Annotated in this window: 13 protein-coding genes; 1 reads left to right on the forward strand and 12 read right to left on the reverse strand. The window is 51.6% G+C overall.

Going from position 1 to position 15,034, the window contains the following annotated elements; genetic code table 11:
• Positions 1-60: 60 nt before the first annotated feature.
• Together KQP84_RS07480 and trxC are read right to left on the reverse strand one after the other, a co-directional pair.
• Positions 61-747, reverse strand: a complete 687-nt coding sequence (locus tag KQP84_RS07480) for a tRNA-uridine aminocarboxypropyltransferase (RefSeq protein ID WP_215845798.1) — start codon at positions 745-747, stop codon at positions 61-63.
• Between the two features lie 81 nt (positions 748-828).
• Positions 829-1,248, reverse strand: a complete 420-nt coding sequence (trxC, locus tag KQP84_RS07485) for a thioredoxin TrxC (protein ID WP_215845799.1) — start codon at positions 1,246-1,248, stop codon at positions 829-831.
• Positions 1,249-1,407: 159 nt separating this feature from the next.
• On the opposite strand from trxC, the gene KQP84_RS07490 reads away from it, so the two are divergent.
• Positions 1,408-2,637, forward strand: coding sequence for a tRNA/rRNA methyltransferase (locus tag KQP84_RS07490; protein WP_215845800.1), 1,230 nt, complete (start codon positions 1,408-1,410; stop codon positions 2,635-2,637).
• A gap of 35 nt (positions 2,638-2,672) precedes the next feature.
• On the opposite strand, the gene emrB is transcribed toward KQP84_RS07490, so the two are convergent.
• The 10 genes from emrB to nrdI form a co-directional block, all read right to left on the reverse strand.
• Positions 2,673-4,208, reverse strand: coding sequence for a multidrug efflux MFS transporter permease subunit EmrB (emrB, locus tag KQP84_RS07495; protein WP_215845801.1), 1,536 nt, complete (start codon positions 4,206-4,208; stop codon positions 2,673-2,675).
• A gap of 16 nt (positions 4,209-4,224) precedes the next feature.
• Positions 4,225-5,397: a multidrug efflux MFS transporter periplasmic adaptor subunit EmrA gene (gene emrA / locus KQP84_RS07500; protein WP_215845802.1), complete on the reverse strand. Its 1,173-nt coding sequence runs from the start codon at positions 5,395-5,397 to the stop codon at positions 4,225-4,227.
• A gap of 150 nt (positions 5,398-5,547) precedes the next feature.
• Positions 5,548-6,078, reverse strand: coding sequence for a transcriptional repressor MprA (mprA, locus tag KQP84_RS07505; protein WP_215845803.1), 531 nt, complete (start codon positions 6,076-6,078; stop codon positions 5,548-5,550).
• 310 nt (positions 6,079-6,388) lie between these two features.
• Positions 6,389-7,567 (reverse strand): MFS transporter, encoded by a 1,179-nt coding sequence (locus KQP84_RS07510; RefSeq protein WP_215845804.1) that lies wholly within the window; start codon positions 7,565-7,567, stop codon positions 6,389-6,391.
• A gap of 143 nt (positions 7,568-7,710) precedes the next feature.
• The gene (gene proX, locus KQP84_RS07515) at positions 7,711-8,709 is read right to left on the reverse strand and encodes a glycine betaine/L-proline ABC transporter substrate-binding protein ProX (protein WP_215845805.1); all 999 of its coding nucleotides are present in this window, start codon (positions 8,707-8,709) and stop codon (positions 7,711-7,713) included.
• A 61-nt stretch (positions 8,710-8,770) separates the two neighbouring features.
• On the reverse strand, positions 8,771-9,946 hold the full coding sequence (gene proW, locus KQP84_RS07520; RefSeq protein WP_215845806.1) for a glycine betaine/L-proline ABC transporter permease ProW: 1,176 nt from the start codon (positions 9,944-9,946) through the stop codon (positions 8,771-8,773).
• Positions 9,943-11,139, reverse strand: a complete 1,197-nt coding sequence (gene proV, locus KQP84_RS07525; RefSeq protein ID WP_215845807.1) for a glycine betaine/L-proline ABC transporter ATP-binding protein ProV — start codon at positions 11,137-11,139, stop codon at positions 9,943-9,945. Before proV ends, proW begins: the two co-directional genes overlap by 4 nt.
• A 387-nt stretch (positions 11,140-11,526) precedes the next feature.
• Positions 11,527-12,486 (reverse strand): class 1b ribonucleoside-diphosphate reductase subunit beta, encoded by a 960-nt coding sequence (nrdF, locus tag KQP84_RS07530; protein WP_215845808.1) that lies wholly within the window; start codon positions 12,484-12,486, stop codon positions 11,527-11,529.
• Positions 12,487-12,509: 23 nt separating this feature from the next.
• Positions 12,510-14,648: a class 1b ribonucleoside-diphosphate reductase subunit alpha gene (nrdE, locus tag KQP84_RS07535; RefSeq protein ID WP_215845809.1), complete on the reverse strand. Its 2,139-nt coding sequence runs from the start codon at positions 14,646-14,648 to the stop codon at positions 12,510-12,512.
• Positions 14,618-15,031, reverse strand: coding sequence for a class Ib ribonucleoside-diphosphate reductase assembly flavoprotein NrdI (gene nrdI, locus KQP84_RS07540; RefSeq protein WP_215845810.1), 414 nt, complete (start codon positions 15,029-15,031; stop codon positions 14,618-14,620). The genes nrdE and nrdI overlap by 31 nt, the downstream gene beginning before the upstream one ends.
• Positions 15,032-15,034 lie beyond the last annotated feature (3 nt).

Here is a 15,034-nt window from a genome sequence, read left to right on the forward strand (position 1 = left end):
TGATTGTAAACGCTTTTTAGCGACCCTGCCGCCCGGCAGATCGCAAGCTACAGATCTTCTTCAGATTTCTGTTGCCTGGCCAGGATGATGCGGTTTACCGGCTAAGTAGGCGGCGCGGAATTGCTCGAAATGGTTAAGTAGTGCATCGGCTGCGAATCGATCTCCTGCTTGTTCAAGCAGCGCTGCCGCCACTTCGGCGGTACAGTGTTGCCCCTCGCCGTGCGCTTCACGCAGGGTATAACGCGACGGCGTGCTGACATTGAGCGACATCACCGGCAACGTATCCAGCCACGGACTTTTGCGGAACATTTTACGCGCTTCGCTCCAGGTACCATCCAGCATAATAAACAGTGGCGGTTTACCGCTCAGCGGCGGGGCAGTTAACACTTCGCGGTCAGGATCAGCATAGGCAGCAGGAAAAACCACCAGCGGTTGATACATGGGATTAGCCACGGCTTGCAGTAATAACGGATCCGGTTCGATGCGCGACCAACCAAAAGCCTGCGTTTCCGGCAGAATATCGGCAATCAAACGCCCGGTATTACTTGGTTTCATCGGTTCCGTATCAAACATCACCAGACAAAAGCGGCTGCGTGCCGTTTGTGGCTGGATTGAGGAGCAGAGGCAGAGTTTTTCTGGCAACAGGCAACCCTGACAGCGCAACACGCGGTTACCGCGAGCGAGAAAAGGGCGCGTGGCGCGCGCCAGGCGTTGAGTACGCAGGCGTAAAACGGCGTTATCAGACATGATTATTCGGGACAGGAAAAACGTCAGTGTAATCGAAGCGCAACAGAAAAGGAAAAGGCCAGCGTGGCTGGCCTTTGAGGATTAAAGCGATTCGTCGAGCCATTCATTAAACGGCGCTTTTGGCATTGCACCGTTAAGCATGTCAACCATTTCGCCTTTCTTAAACAGCATAATAGTAGGAATGCTGCGAATGCGGAAACGCGCGCTAAGCGCAGGTTCGGCTTCGGTGTTAACTTTAATAAAGCGCACTTGTCCGCTTCGTTCACCGGCAACATCTTTGAATACCGGCGCAAAGTTCACGCAAGGCCCGCACCAGGGGGCCCAAAAATCGACGACAACCGGCAAATCATCTTGCAGATACTTGTCTAGCGTGGCAGCAGTAGCGCTAATCACTTCGCCATTAAATAACGCGGTGCCGCAGCGACCACATGTTGCTCCATCGGCAAGTCGTTCTTGCGGAACGCGATTGGTTGCCTGGCAGGAAGCACATACCGTATTCATAGGAACCTCTGAGGTTGGAACGTGTCAGTCTGGTATTTATTGTCCATTATGAAAGGGGTAACAGAACCGCTCAATTTGGATTTCCCAATAGGTTCAATAGTTGATAGCTAAGCGCCAGCACATCAGGTAATCTTCGCGCTCTCAATGCAGGAGGAACAAATGAACGACGAATTTAAAGGCAAAAGTGGTAAGGTCAAAGTGATGTATGTGCGTGGCGAGGACGATAAAAGTGCACGTGCACCCAATCCTCGTACAGGCAAAGGTGGCCGTCCCGCTGCCCGCCAGGAAGATACTCGTCGTTCTTCTGGTCCCCGCACTGAACGTAATGAAGGCCGCTCTTCAGGTCCACGCAATGACCGTAATGAAGGCCGTTCTTCCGGTCCATATGGTGACCGCAGCGAAGCGCGTCCTTCTGGCCCTCGCAGTGACCGTAATGAAGGCCGCTCTTCAGGCCCGCGCAACGACCGCAACGAAGGTCGCTCTTCAGGTGCACGCAATGACCGTTTCGACGACAGCCGTAAACCACGCGGTGGCGGCGAAGATTCACCTTGGCGTACCATTTCCCGTCCGCCGTCTGCTTCAACTGAAGCAGCAGATGACAAACCCGATCACGGCGGCATCAGCGGTAAAAGTTTTGTCGATCCAGAACAGATTCGCCGTCAGCGTTTAGAAGAGACGCGTGTTTATGGTGAAAACGCTTGTCAGGCGCTGTTCCAGAGCCGCCCGGAAGCGATTGTACGCGCCTGGTTTGTTCAGGAAGTGACGCCGCGTTTCCGTGAAGCGCTGCGCTGGTTAGCGGCAAATCGCAAAGCCTACCATGTAGTAGAAGATGCTGAGATCACCAAAGCTTCAGGCACTGAACATCATGGCGGCGTTTGTTTCCTGATTAAAAAACGCATGGGCATGGCGGTATCAGAGTGGTTGAGCAAAGCCGATGAAAAAGATTGCATCTTAGCGTTGGAAGATGTCAGCAACCCACACAACCTCGGCGGCATTATGCGAAGCTGCGCGCACTTCGGTGTGAAAGGTGTGCTGGTGAATGATGCTTCGCTGCTGGAATCGGGTGCGGCTGTTCGCACCGCGGAAGGCGGAGCAGAGCACGTGCAATCCATCAGTGCTTATTCCTTCAACGAAGGACTTGAAGCGTTCCGTAAAGCCGGTTACACCATTGTCACGACGTCAAGTCATGAAGGTACGCCATTGGCGAAGGCTAAATTGCCGGCCAAAATGGTGTTGGTATTGGGCCAGGAGCGCGAAGGCTTGTCGGACAGTGCTTTCCAGCAGGGCGACATGAGTGTGTCAATCGGCGGAACCGGTAACGTTGAAAGCCTCAACGTCTCGGTTGCGACCGGCGTATTGCTCGCCGAATGGTGGCGTCAAAACGCATAAAAAAACGGGCCGAAAGGCCCGTTTTGCTTTTAGCGTTAGTGCGCACCGCCGCCACCGCCACCCGCACCAAAAGGTGGACGCGCAAACCAAATCAGCACCAGCAGAATCAAAAATACGCCCGCCGATGCCCAGAAAATCTCGTTTGCCGAGATGATCAATCCCTGATTGGTAATTTGCTGCGCGATATAAGCTGACGCTTGCTGATGTGTCATGCCCATACTTTCCAACTTATCGTACATCTGCTGCGAATTAACATTATATGGCGTTACAGATTCCGACAAATAGCTGTGATGCATGGATTCGCGATCGGTCCACAGGGTAGTGGTAATCGACGTGCCAATCGAGCCCGCTAGCGTTCGGACAAAGTTCGACAGACTTGAGGCTGCCGCCAGTCGATCCGGCGTTAAACCCGACAAAGTAATCGTCGTCAGCGGCATAAAGAAGCACGCTACCGCAAAGCCCTGAATAAACTGCGGCCATGCCGATGCGCCAAAATCCATGCCTGGTTCGAACGTGTATGCACGCCAGTAAAAACAGACGGCATACATAATAAAGCTAAAGGTCACCAGACGACGCATATCCAGCTTATGGGCAAAGCGGCCAATAATTGGCGACAGGATAACCGGGATAATCCCGACCGGCGCTGACGCCAGTCCTGCCCAGGTTGCCGTGTAGCCATATACCTCCTGCAATAGCTGCGGCAGCAAAACAATCGAGCCGAAGTAGAGCATGTAAGCCAGGCTAATCGACAAACAGCCGATAGTGAAATTACGTGATTTAAACAAGGACAAATCGACTATTGGATGGTCGTCAGTCAGCTCCCAAACCAGTAGCACCGCTAAGGCAATCACCGCCACAACGGCTAGCACAATGATCTCCGTTGAGCTAAACCAGTCGAGCTCTTTGCCGCGATCCAGCATCACCTGCAAACAACCAATGCCGACTACTAACAACACTAACCCGACCATATCAATAGGACGGATTTCGGTTTTGGTTTCGCGGCCACGCAAGGTTTGCAGCGTTAACATCACCACTACCGCCCCAATCGGCACGTTAATGAAGAAGATCCAACCCCAATGATAATTGTCACTGATCCAGCCACCGAGAATCGGGCCACAAATAGGGGCCACGATCACCGTCATCGCCCACAGCGACAGCGCGATACTGCGCTTCGCCGGAGGGTAATTACTCAGTAGCAAACTTTGCGACAGCGGAATCAGCGGGCCAGCAACAATGCCTTGAATCACGCGGAAGAAAATCAGCATTTCCAGGCTTTCTGACATGCCGCACGCCCAAGAGGCGATAGCAAACAGGATGGTTGCCCAGGTGAACAGCTTCACTTCACCAATGCGTTTTGCCAGCCAGCCGGTAATCGGGATCGAGATAGCGTTTGCCACCCCGAACGAGGTAATAACCCATGTGCCTTGAGAGTTCGAGGCGCCGAGATTACCGGCGATAGTAGGAATAGCCACGTTAGCAATGGTCGAGTCCAGTACCTGCATGAACGTCGCCAGCGACAACGCGATGGTCATTAAGACCAGCGGCATCCCTTCAAGCGGTTTTTGTGCCATTACAGCCTCCGCATCATCATCCGGCGTTGGCGCGGACGATATCGGTGATCAGCTGATTAACCGGCATGAGGTCAATCGCCAGCGCATTACTGCTGTAAGCCGCTTGTTGGCGTACGCTGGTGGCCAGCGCACTGCCGCCCGTCACGCTGGTATCCACTTTCACCAAAGTTGAAAGGCCAATACGCAGCGGATGTTGAGCAATATCTTGCTGATTCAGCTCGATACGTACCGGCAGACGCTGAACCACTTTGATCCAGTTCCCGGTTGCGTTCTGCGCGGGCAACAGCGAAAAGGCGCTGCCGGTGCCCATATCAAGCCCCACAACTTTGCCGTGATAAACCACTTCATCGCCATAAATATCAGCGACCACGGTGGCGGGCTGGCCGATACGCACGCCTGCCAGCTGAGTCTCTTTAAAGTTGGCATCCACCCACAAATTGGTGGCAGGCACCACTGCCATTAACGGCGTGCTGGTGCTGATCTGTGAACCAACTTGCACGCTACGACGCGAAACATATCCATCCATTGGGCTACGAATATCGGTACGCTGCAACGCCAACCAGGCATCACGTAGCTCTGCGGCGCTCTGTTTTACCGCTGGCTGGTTTTCCAGCGAGGTCTGGAGAATCATCGCCTGATTCGCGTTGTATTGCTGTTCAGCGACATCGAGCTGTGCTTTGGCTGTGGCTACTGCATCACGCGAGTGTTGCAGCTCTTCACGACCAATCAGGTTAGAAGCGCCTAGCGGTTCGCGGCGCTTCAGATCGGCTTCGGCTTGCTGCAAAGCAGTTTGCTGTAGCTTGATGCTGGCTTGGTATTGTTTGCCGTTAATCATCAGCTGATGCGTTTGACGTACGCTGGTGGCTAACGCCGTTTGCGCTTTTTCAAATGCCTGTTCGGCATCAGTTTTATCCAGCGAAACCAGCACATCTCCTTTTTTGACGAAATCAGTGTCGTCGAACCACACTTTATTCACGCTACCTGAAACCTGTGCCATCACCTGCACCTGGTTACCGGCAACATAAGCGTCATCTGTTTCCTGATAGTGACGCAGCACCAAAAACCAATAAACCAGCCACGCAATACCGATCAGCACAAAGATGATCGCCAGCCCTGTTAGCACAACTTTGCGCTTTTTCTTTTTATTTCCAGGCTGTTGCGGGCTTTGTGCTTCTGCCGTTGCACTCATGTCGTTCTCCACGTTTTCCATTTAACCGGGGTGCGGGGATCCCTTCTCGCAGACGCCCGAGTCGAAAAAAGCCAGCGACTGAGCGCTGGCCTGATAAAAAGGGGATTAAAATAACGGTTTCGAAGGGTGATTGTGTCGCACTTCTTGCTATTAGCGCGACAGCGAGGCGATAAGCTGATCTTCGTCCATTTTATCTAAGCGGTTAAGCAACTTACGGGTAATCCCTTCCAGTTGTGACTTCTCATCTACCGACAAAGAAGACCACAAATATTGCAGGCTTTGATGCTGTGGCGGCAGAACCTGTCGCAGGAAGTCATTGCCTTTTTCGGTCAGATGCAGGTGCAGGCAACGGCGATCGTGTTCGCTTTCACGACGTTCAATCCAGCCGCGCTTTTCCAGCTCATCGGCAATGCGCGTAGCATTGGTGCGCGACGAGCCCAGCGCTGAGCTGAGTTCTGAGGGTTGGATGCTCTGGTTTTCTTGCGCATCCAGCGTAATCAGCGCCATAAACAAGGTTTCGTTAATTCCCTGCGCCTTGAGCATTTTGTTGCGGTTGTCTAACAGCTTTCCCTGCATGTGCATACACAGGCGCGTCAGAATGATCTCCTGCAACGGGAAATCTTTATGGCGGTTAGCACGGATGTTTAGCATCTGTTCAATGGGAGTAAACGAACTTTCCATTTAAAAAACCTCACTAATTGCAACTAGTATAATAACTATGGTGACAGAATAATCGGGGTCATATTTTCCGCTGGTGATTGGGAACGATCACACTGTCAACATCGGGTGATTCCAGGTCTATCCCTGACCTTGGGCGCGAAACCCGCGCCCGCTGCGCCAAACAGCGGCAGCATGCGCTATCAAAACGGTGCGAAAGCAAATAATTTCGCGAGAAAAAATAACTTTAGTGAATAGCTTTATGCCTAACAATAACAAAGCCAATCAAATGTGACCAGACACAACCAAAAGTTTGGTGGCGCTTTTACGTTTCCTAAACATTCTCAAAACGGTGCCCACGCCACCAAATCAAAAGGTTCACTAATGTCATTAAGGCACCTGCAGCACAGACGCCATACCAACCCGCAAGATGGTAAGCATTGGCTGACAAGAGTGAACCGAAGGCACCACCGATAAAATAGCTGGTCATGTAACCGGCGTTGAGGCGATTACGTGCCTCCGGCTTTTGCGCATAAATTACGCTTTGATTGGTGATGTGAACGGCTTGCACAGCCAGATCGAGCAGCAAAATGCCGATAATCAGCGCAGTAAGATAATGTGCTCCCAACGCAATAGCGGCCCACGATGCCAGCATGATCAGTAGGCCAGCGCTGGTCGTGAGTTTTGCTTTGCCTTTATCGGCTAACGCACCGGCCTGACGTGCCGCCAGTGCACCTGCCGCGCCAACCAAACCCAGCAGACCTATCTGGCTTTCCGAAAAATTGTAAGGTGGCGAAGAGAGCAGAAATGCCATCGAAGTCCACATTACACTGAAGTTCGCGAAAGAGAGGCAACCGGTATAAGCGCGGGTGCGAATCACCCGATTTTCAGCATATAAACGGAAAATGGACCGTAACAGTTGAGGATAATTCAGCGAAACCGATTGCCTGGCCGATGGCAAAAAGCGCCACAAGGCCACGGCCATCAGCGCCATTAAGAGGCTGGCGGTCCAGTAAACGGTACGCCATCCGCCAAACTGCGTTAATAAACCTGCAACAGTTCGCGCCAGCAAAATGCCTAACAACAGGCCGCTCATTACCGTGCCGACAATTTTCCCGCGCCGATCTGGATCGGCCAACGTGGCGGCCAGTGGCACCAGAATTTGTGCGACCACCGAAAACAGGCCAGTAATCAACGTACCGAGCAGTAACAAGGCAAACGAAGAGGAGAGGGCCGTGATCACCATGCCGCCTGCGGCCAGCAAACTCATGACAACGATCAGTCCGCGCCGCTCCAGCATGTCGCCCAGCGGAACCAGCAGCAGTAATCCGCAGGCATAGCCGAGTTGTGCGACTGTCACGATAAATCCCGCTAGATTGACTGAGAGATCAAACTGTTGAGCAATGGTATGAAGCAGAGGCTGCACATAATAATTGCTAGCAACCGACAAACCTGTAGCGACCGACATTAGCAGGACTAATGCAGGCGTTAAGCGCTGGCGGGAAGCATTCATTGAGGGGAACGGTGGGTAATAATCATAATGAGTTAATAGTAACTCAAAAAACTATTTCAATGTTGTGTTAATTAACAGGACATACCAGTGGAAAAAGATCAAAAAAGGGCGGAAAGTTCCGCCCTTGATCGTTTTGTGGCTTTTTATTTAGCAGCAGCCTGGGCATCGGTTACCCATTTATCAAATTCAGCCTGATGGCCTTTGATCCAACCATCAACGTGACCATTGATAGCATCTTCAGAAGATTGTCCATCGTGCATGGCGGCATTTTCTGCGTTGATATCGGCCAGCGGCAGTTTCATTTCGGAGAACAGTTTCGCGGCGGCTGGGTTTTTCTCAGCCCAGGCTTTGTTTGCCACGATATGCATGGTGTTCACCGGGAAGCCGTAGTTTGAGCCATTCGGTAACTTGGTATCGACATTTTTCTGTTCACCCGGCATGGATGAAAAAGGCACCTGTAACCACACCACATCACGGCCTGGTTTTAATACATCGCTGACCCAATACGGTGTCCAGGTATAATAGAGAACCGGTTTACCCTGCTTGAAGCGCGTGATGGTGTCGGCAATCATCGCAGAGTAATTACCTTGGTTGTGCTCCACCGTATTGCTCAGGCCGAAGGCATTGATCTGATGATTGATGACCGCTTCGCAGCCCCAGCCCGGTGTGCAGCCTGTCATATCGGCTTTGCCGTCACCATTGGTATCGAAAAGCTTGGCAATCTTCGGATCTTTCAACTGCTCAATATTTGTAATGTGGTGCTGTTCAGCTGTTTTCTTGTCAATCAGGTAGCCTTGCGCGGCACCTGTAACATAGGTTCCTGCCCGATAAAATTTTGCATCGCCGCCAGCCGCTTTATACATATCATCATGCAGCGGTTTCCAGTTGGTCGCGATGAATGTGGCATCGCCCGCAGCAATGGTGGTATAGCCAACGTTGTAATCGACTTCACTCGGTTTTTCGACGGTGTAACCCAGTTTTTCTAACGCACGGCTAACCAGCAGTGTCTGAAAAGTCTCTTCAGAAATGGTGCTTTGAACCGGTTTAACTGTAATGCCTTTGCCTGGCAGGTCGGCAGCGGAGACGTGTGAAACGGCGAAAGTCGTTAACACGGCGGCGAGCAGAGGAGCTGTCTTGCGCATAGTCATTCCTTATTTTTAGGTGTCGCTTCAAGGCTGGCGGCACAGCGTGCCGCCCGAAAAATCATTTTTTGCGGAAAGGGGATAAAAGCAGGCCAATCGGGCCAGAGTAATACCAGTGGCGATTGCCACGGCTGCGGCTATCGCGGCCCATTGATTGCGTGAGTCGGTCAAGAATAATGGCGAGGATCACGATGCCCACGCCGCCAACAGTGGCGAGGCCCATATCAAGACGACCAATACCGCGTAATACCATCTGTCCCAAGCCGCCCACGGCGATCATCGACGCGATAACCACCATTGACAGCGCCAGCATCAGTGTCTGGTTGACACCCGCCATGATGGTTGGCATCGCCAGCGGTAACTGTACTTTGAACAACATTTGACGCGGGCTGGCACCAAAAGATTCGCTCGCTTCGATCAGATCGGCAGGCACCTGTTTAATGCCAAGAATGGTCAGGCGCACAATGGGCGGCAAAGCAAAAATAATGGTCACCACGACGCCAGGCACGTTACCGATACCGAATAACATCACAATCGGCACCAGATAAACGAAGGCGGGTGTGGTTTGCATCGCATCCAGCAGCGGACGCACAATACGTCCCGCACGTTCACTGCGCGCTAACCAAATCCCCAACGGCAATCCAATAAGGATACAGAACAGCAGCGCGGTTAATACCAGCGCCAACGTCACCATCGCTTGTGACCATGCACCAATCGCACCAATCAAAATCAGTGAAATCAGCGTGGCGATTCCCATTGCCGGCGTGGCAATTTGCCAGGCGATGAGTGCAAACAGCACAATCGCGACAGGCGCAGGCATACCCATCAGCATCTGCTGGAACGCGCTAAGAATGTAATCAATCGGTACGCGAATGCCTTGGAACAGCGGACGGAAATGGGTCACTACCCAATCAATCCCTTCAGTTACCCAATGATCGAGCGGAATCCATGTTTTATGAAACGGGTCCATCAGGTTGAAATGCTCGGGCTGCGGCGCAGGCGCGCTGTTTAACCAGTCGCTGCTGCTGGCTGCGGCATCATGCCCACCGCTGCTGCCTGAAGCACCCCATGCATCAGCGCCGCCTCCATCGCTTGGTGTTGCAGCATTGCTGCTGTCGGCAGGCGAAGTTGCATTGCTTGGACTTGACCAGGGATCGCTGCTTTGATCGGCTGCTGGTGGGGGTGTTTGTGCGGGTGTGCTGGCAGCGTCCCACGGATTGCTTGCATCTTTACTCATTGCTGGGCTCCTTCACGATCTAAAGCGCGTAATAGCATGCTCTTTGAAATGATACCGACGTACTGATTCTCTTCTCCGATAACCGGCACGGCGCAAGGCGCCTGAGCCACATGCGAGAGCAAATCATTCAGCGAGGTATCCGCAGGAACCGCAGCAGGAAGCGAGAGCAGGGCGCTGTCGAGGCCTTCTCCCGCCGCTAAAGCCGCTTTAAGTGAATCGGTTGAAACAACGCCGACAAATTTCTGTTTTTCCAGCACGTAGCCATATTCACGATCTTCATCCTGCAGCAATTTAATGGCGGAACGAGGACCAAAACCAGCCGCTTTACGAATTAACGCGCCAGCGCTGCGACGAGCAATATCTTTGGCGCTGAAAACATGGCTAATATCCACGCCGCGGAAGAAGGTGCGCACATAATCATTGGCCGGATTATTGAGGATTTCATCCGGCGTTCCCACCTGAACCACTTCACCGCCTTGCATAATGGCAATGCGATCGCCAATACGCATCGCTTCATCAAGATCGTGGGAAATAAATACAATGGTACGCTGATGTTTAGCCTGTAATTTTACCAGCTCATCCTGCATCTCGGTGCGAATAAGCGGATCAAGTGCAGAGAAGGCTTCATCCATTAATAATATGTCAGGATTAATGGCTAATGCGCGGGCTAATCCAACGCGTTGACGCATACCACCAGAAAGTTCATCGGGGTAAGCATGGGCATAATTTTCCAGGCCAACCTGACGTAACGCATCTAACGCTTTTTCCTGACGTTCAACAACATCAACACCCGCTAATTCCATGCCAAAAGCCGTATTATTTAGCACGTTCATATGTGGCATGAGCGCGAATGACTGGAATACCATGCTGATCTTATTTCTGCGCACTTCACGCAGTTCGCTGTCCGATATTTTGGCAATATCGACACCATCAATGATGACCTGGCCGCGAGTGGGCTCTATCAGACGATTGAGAAGGCGAACCATGGTCGATTTTCCTGAGCCGGATAACCCCATGATGACGAATATCTCGCCTTCTTCAATGGCCAGACTGGCATTTTTAACCCCGAGAGATAAACCGGTTTTCTCGAGAATAACGTCCTTTCCTTCTCCCTTTTCTATGTATTTAAAGGCGCGTTCTGGATTGTCGCCAAATATCTTATAGAGATTTTTTACTTCGAGTTTAATTGCCATGCAGTAATACAATCCTGGTTAAATTTTTTAATATCAAACTGCTTTCCCGATGAAATTTAAGCAGGCCATACCGTAGCATACTCAGATTATCTGACAACCCTGAGTCAGATATTGGCGCGCCCTGAAAGCGTGTCAATGGCGAATATTCCTAGTGCCTGTAAGGGATGCGGCTAAATTATTTTTTTGAAATCGCAAAGCGAATTTAATCCTGTTTCAGCCTGTTTGGTTGTGAAAGCGGCTAAAAGAGAGGCCGTATTGCAGCAGAATGGACGGTGAAATGATGATTTAATTGAACGGATATATTAAAAAAAATAGAGTGGGATTATGCGAATGAATGCGGGGTGTAATGCAGAATTATTCGGGCCTAAAGTGGCCCGATTGGGGAAATTAGAAGTTCCAGTCTTCGTCTTCGGTTTCTACCGCTTTTCCCATTACGTACGAAGAACCTGAACCCGAGAAAAAGTCGTGGTTTTCGTCTGCGTTAGGTGAAAGTGCAGAAAGAATTGCTGGGTTAACCGTGGTCAACTCCGCCGGGAATAACGCTTCATAGCCAAGGTTCATCAACGCCTTGTTGGCGTTGTAATGCAGGAAGGTTTTGACTTCATCAGCCCAGCCCACATCGGCATACAGCGCGTCGGTGTAAGCTACCTCATTTTCATACAACGCCAGCAGCAGATCGTAAGCAAACTGTTGCAGCTCTTCGCGGCGGCCTTCATCGACCTTTTCTAAAGCTTTTTGGAACTTATAACCGATGTAATAACCGTGTACGGCTTCATCGCGAATGATCAGGCGAATCAAATCGGCGGTATTGGTGAGTTTGCCGCGGCTCGACCAATACATTGGCAGCCAGAAACCGGAGTAGAAAAGAAATGATTCCAGAAACACGCTGGCGATTTTCTTCTTTAGCGGATCATCGGCACGATAATGCTCAAGGATGATACGCGCCTTGTTTTGCAGCGGTTCATTTTGTTCGCTCCACGCGTAAGCGGCATCCACATCATTGGTATTGCATAACGTCGAAAAAATGGAGCTGTAGGAGCGTGCATGTACCGCTTCCATAAAGCTGATGTTCGACAGTACCGCCTCTTCATGCGGCGTTATCGCATCATCCATTAGCCCCGGCGCACCTATCACGTTTTGAATGGTGTCGAGTAGCGTCAGGCCAGTAAACACCCGGATCGTCAGCTGCTGCTGCTGCTTATCCAGCGACTGCCAGGCGGGCAGGTCGTTGGACAGTGGCACTTTTTCTGGCAGCCAAAAGTTACTGGTCAGGCGGTTCCACACCTCAAGATCTTTATCGTCCTGAATGCGGTTCCAGTTAATTGCTTGAATTTGTTTTAGTTTCATAGTTTTCAGTTCAATAGTTTTCATCACAACGCGCAAGAAACGCAGCCTTGAACCTCTGTGCCTTGAAGCGCCATTTGACGAAGTCGTATGTAATACAGCGTCTTGATGCCTTTCTTCCACGCATAGATCTGGGCTTTATTGATGTCGCGTGTGGTAACGTCATCGCGGAAAAACAGCGTCAGTGACAAGCCTTGGTCAACATGTTGCGTCGCTTCAGCGTAAGTATCGATAATCGCTTCCGGGCCAATCTGATAAGCGTCCTGATACAGGTCGAGATTGTCATTGGTCATAAACGGCGCGGGGTAATAAACACGGCCCGTTTTGCCCTCTTTACGAATCTCGATGCGCGACACGATAGGGTGAATGCTGGAGGTCGCATGGTTGATGTATGAAATCGAACCGGTTGGCGGAATCGCCTGCAGGTTTTGATTGTACAAACCGTGTTTCATAACTGCGTCACGTAGCGCCAGCCAATCGGCATGCGTCGGTAACGTCAAGCCAGCCTCTGCAAACAGCTGTGTCACGCGTTCGGTACGCGGCAACCATTCGCGCTGCAAATATTTATCAAAGTAGCTGCCATCGGCGTATTTCGACGCGGTAAAACCCTCAAACGTTTGCTGATGCTCTTCCGCCAAACGGTTCGAGGTACGCAGCGCATAATAGGTTACGCAATAGAAGTAGAGATTGGTGAAATCCAACGCTTCAGGTGAACCGTAGGCGATGCCTTCACGCGCCAGGTAACCGTGCAGATTCATCTGCCCTAAACCAATGGCATGTGATCGACGATTCCCTTCGGCGACCGAAGGCACCGAATCGATCTGGCTCATCATTGACACCGACGTCAGCGCGCGCACGGCGACATCCACTGTGCGTGCCAAATCGTGGGAATCCATCGCATGCGCAATGTTCAATGAACCGAGATTGCAGGAGATATCTTTACCGATGCGGCGATAACCGAGATCGTCATTGAATTCGCTGGCGCTGTTGACCTGCAAAATCTCAGAACAGAGATTGCTCATGTTGATGCGACCGGCAATCGGGTTGCTGCGGTTTACGCTGTCTTCAAACATGATGTAGGGATAACCCGATTCAAACTGGATTTCAGCCAGCGTCTGGAAGAAGTCGCGGGGTTGAATATAGGTTTTACGGATGCGATCGTCCGCCAACATTTCGTCATACTTCTCACTGATGCTGATATCACCAAATGCCTGGCCATAAATGCGCTCAACGTCATACGGTGAAAACAGTGCCATCGGGCGGTTTTCTTTCGCCAGTTGGAAAGTGATGTCGGGGATAACGACACCAAGCGACAAGGTTTTAATGCGGATCTTTTCATCGGCATTTTCACGTTTTGTATCAAGGAAACGGAAAATGTCGGGATGGTGCGCGTTGAGCCAAACTGCGCCTGCGCCCTGACGCGCACCCAGCTGGTTAGCATAAGAAAACGCATCTTCAAGCATTTTCATCACCGGAATCACGCCGGAAGATTGGTTTTCAATACGCTTGATTGGGGCACCCGCTTCACGCAGGTTGGACAACAGAAAAGCCACGCCGCCGCCGCGCTTCGAAAGTTGCAGCGCAGAGTTCACCGCCCGGCCAATCGACTCCATATTGTCTTCAATACGCAGCAGGAAACAGGAAACCAGTTCGCCGCGCTGTTGTTTGCCACAGTTTAGAAACGTCGGTGTTGCAGGTTGGAAACGGCCGCTGAGGATCTCTTCCAGCAGCGCACGCGCCAGCACTTCATCACCCTGCGCCAGTGTCAGCGCCACCATGCAAGCACGCTGTTCAAAGGTTTCCAGATAGCGTTTGCCATCGAAGCTTTTCAGCGTGTAGCTGGTGTAATACTTCCAGGCGCCGAGAAAAGTTTTGAACTCAAAACCCCAGGCATCGGCTTCGTCGTGGATAGCACACAAGAAAGTGAAATCGTATTGATTAAGCACATCTGCTTCGTAGTAACCTTCCGCCACCAGGTAGCGCAAACGCTCAGCGGCCGAATCAAAGGCGAGCGTGTTGGGTTGAACGTGCTGCAGGAAAAACTGGCGCGTCGCTTCATGATCTTTGTCGAACTGGATACGGCCATCGGCATCGTACAAGTTCAGCATGGCATTGAGCGAATGATAATCCAGCGTCAGATTATTGAGGGTGTCTGTTGTTGCCAAAATTGGGTTACTCCCGCTTTTACATTAGCGATATCTTCGGGGGTTCCCATCAATTCAAATCGGTAGAGACGGGGAACCTGGCATTTCTTCGCAATGATGTCGCCCGCAAGGCAGTATCCTTCGCCGAAGTTGCGGTTACCGGCAGCAATGACGCCGCGAATACCGCGTCGGTTAGCTTCATCATTGAGAAACTGAATGACCTGCCTGGGTACAGCGCCACGGCTGCTCCCGCCGCCATAGCTGGGCACCACCAGAATATAAGGCTGGTCGATGTGCAGCTGTTGTTTCGCGTTAAGCGGAATGCGGCGGGCGGGCAAGCCCAGTCGGGTCACGAATCGATGGGTGTTTTCCGACTGGCTGGAAAAATAGACCAGTGGGAACATGAC

The sequence above is a fragment of the Candidatus Pantoea bituminis genome, from assembly GCF_018842675.1.
In the GTDB taxonomy this organism is placed as follows: Bacteria; Pseudomonadota; Gammaproteobacteria; order Enterobacterales; family Enterobacteriaceae; genus Pantoea; species Pantoea phytostimulans.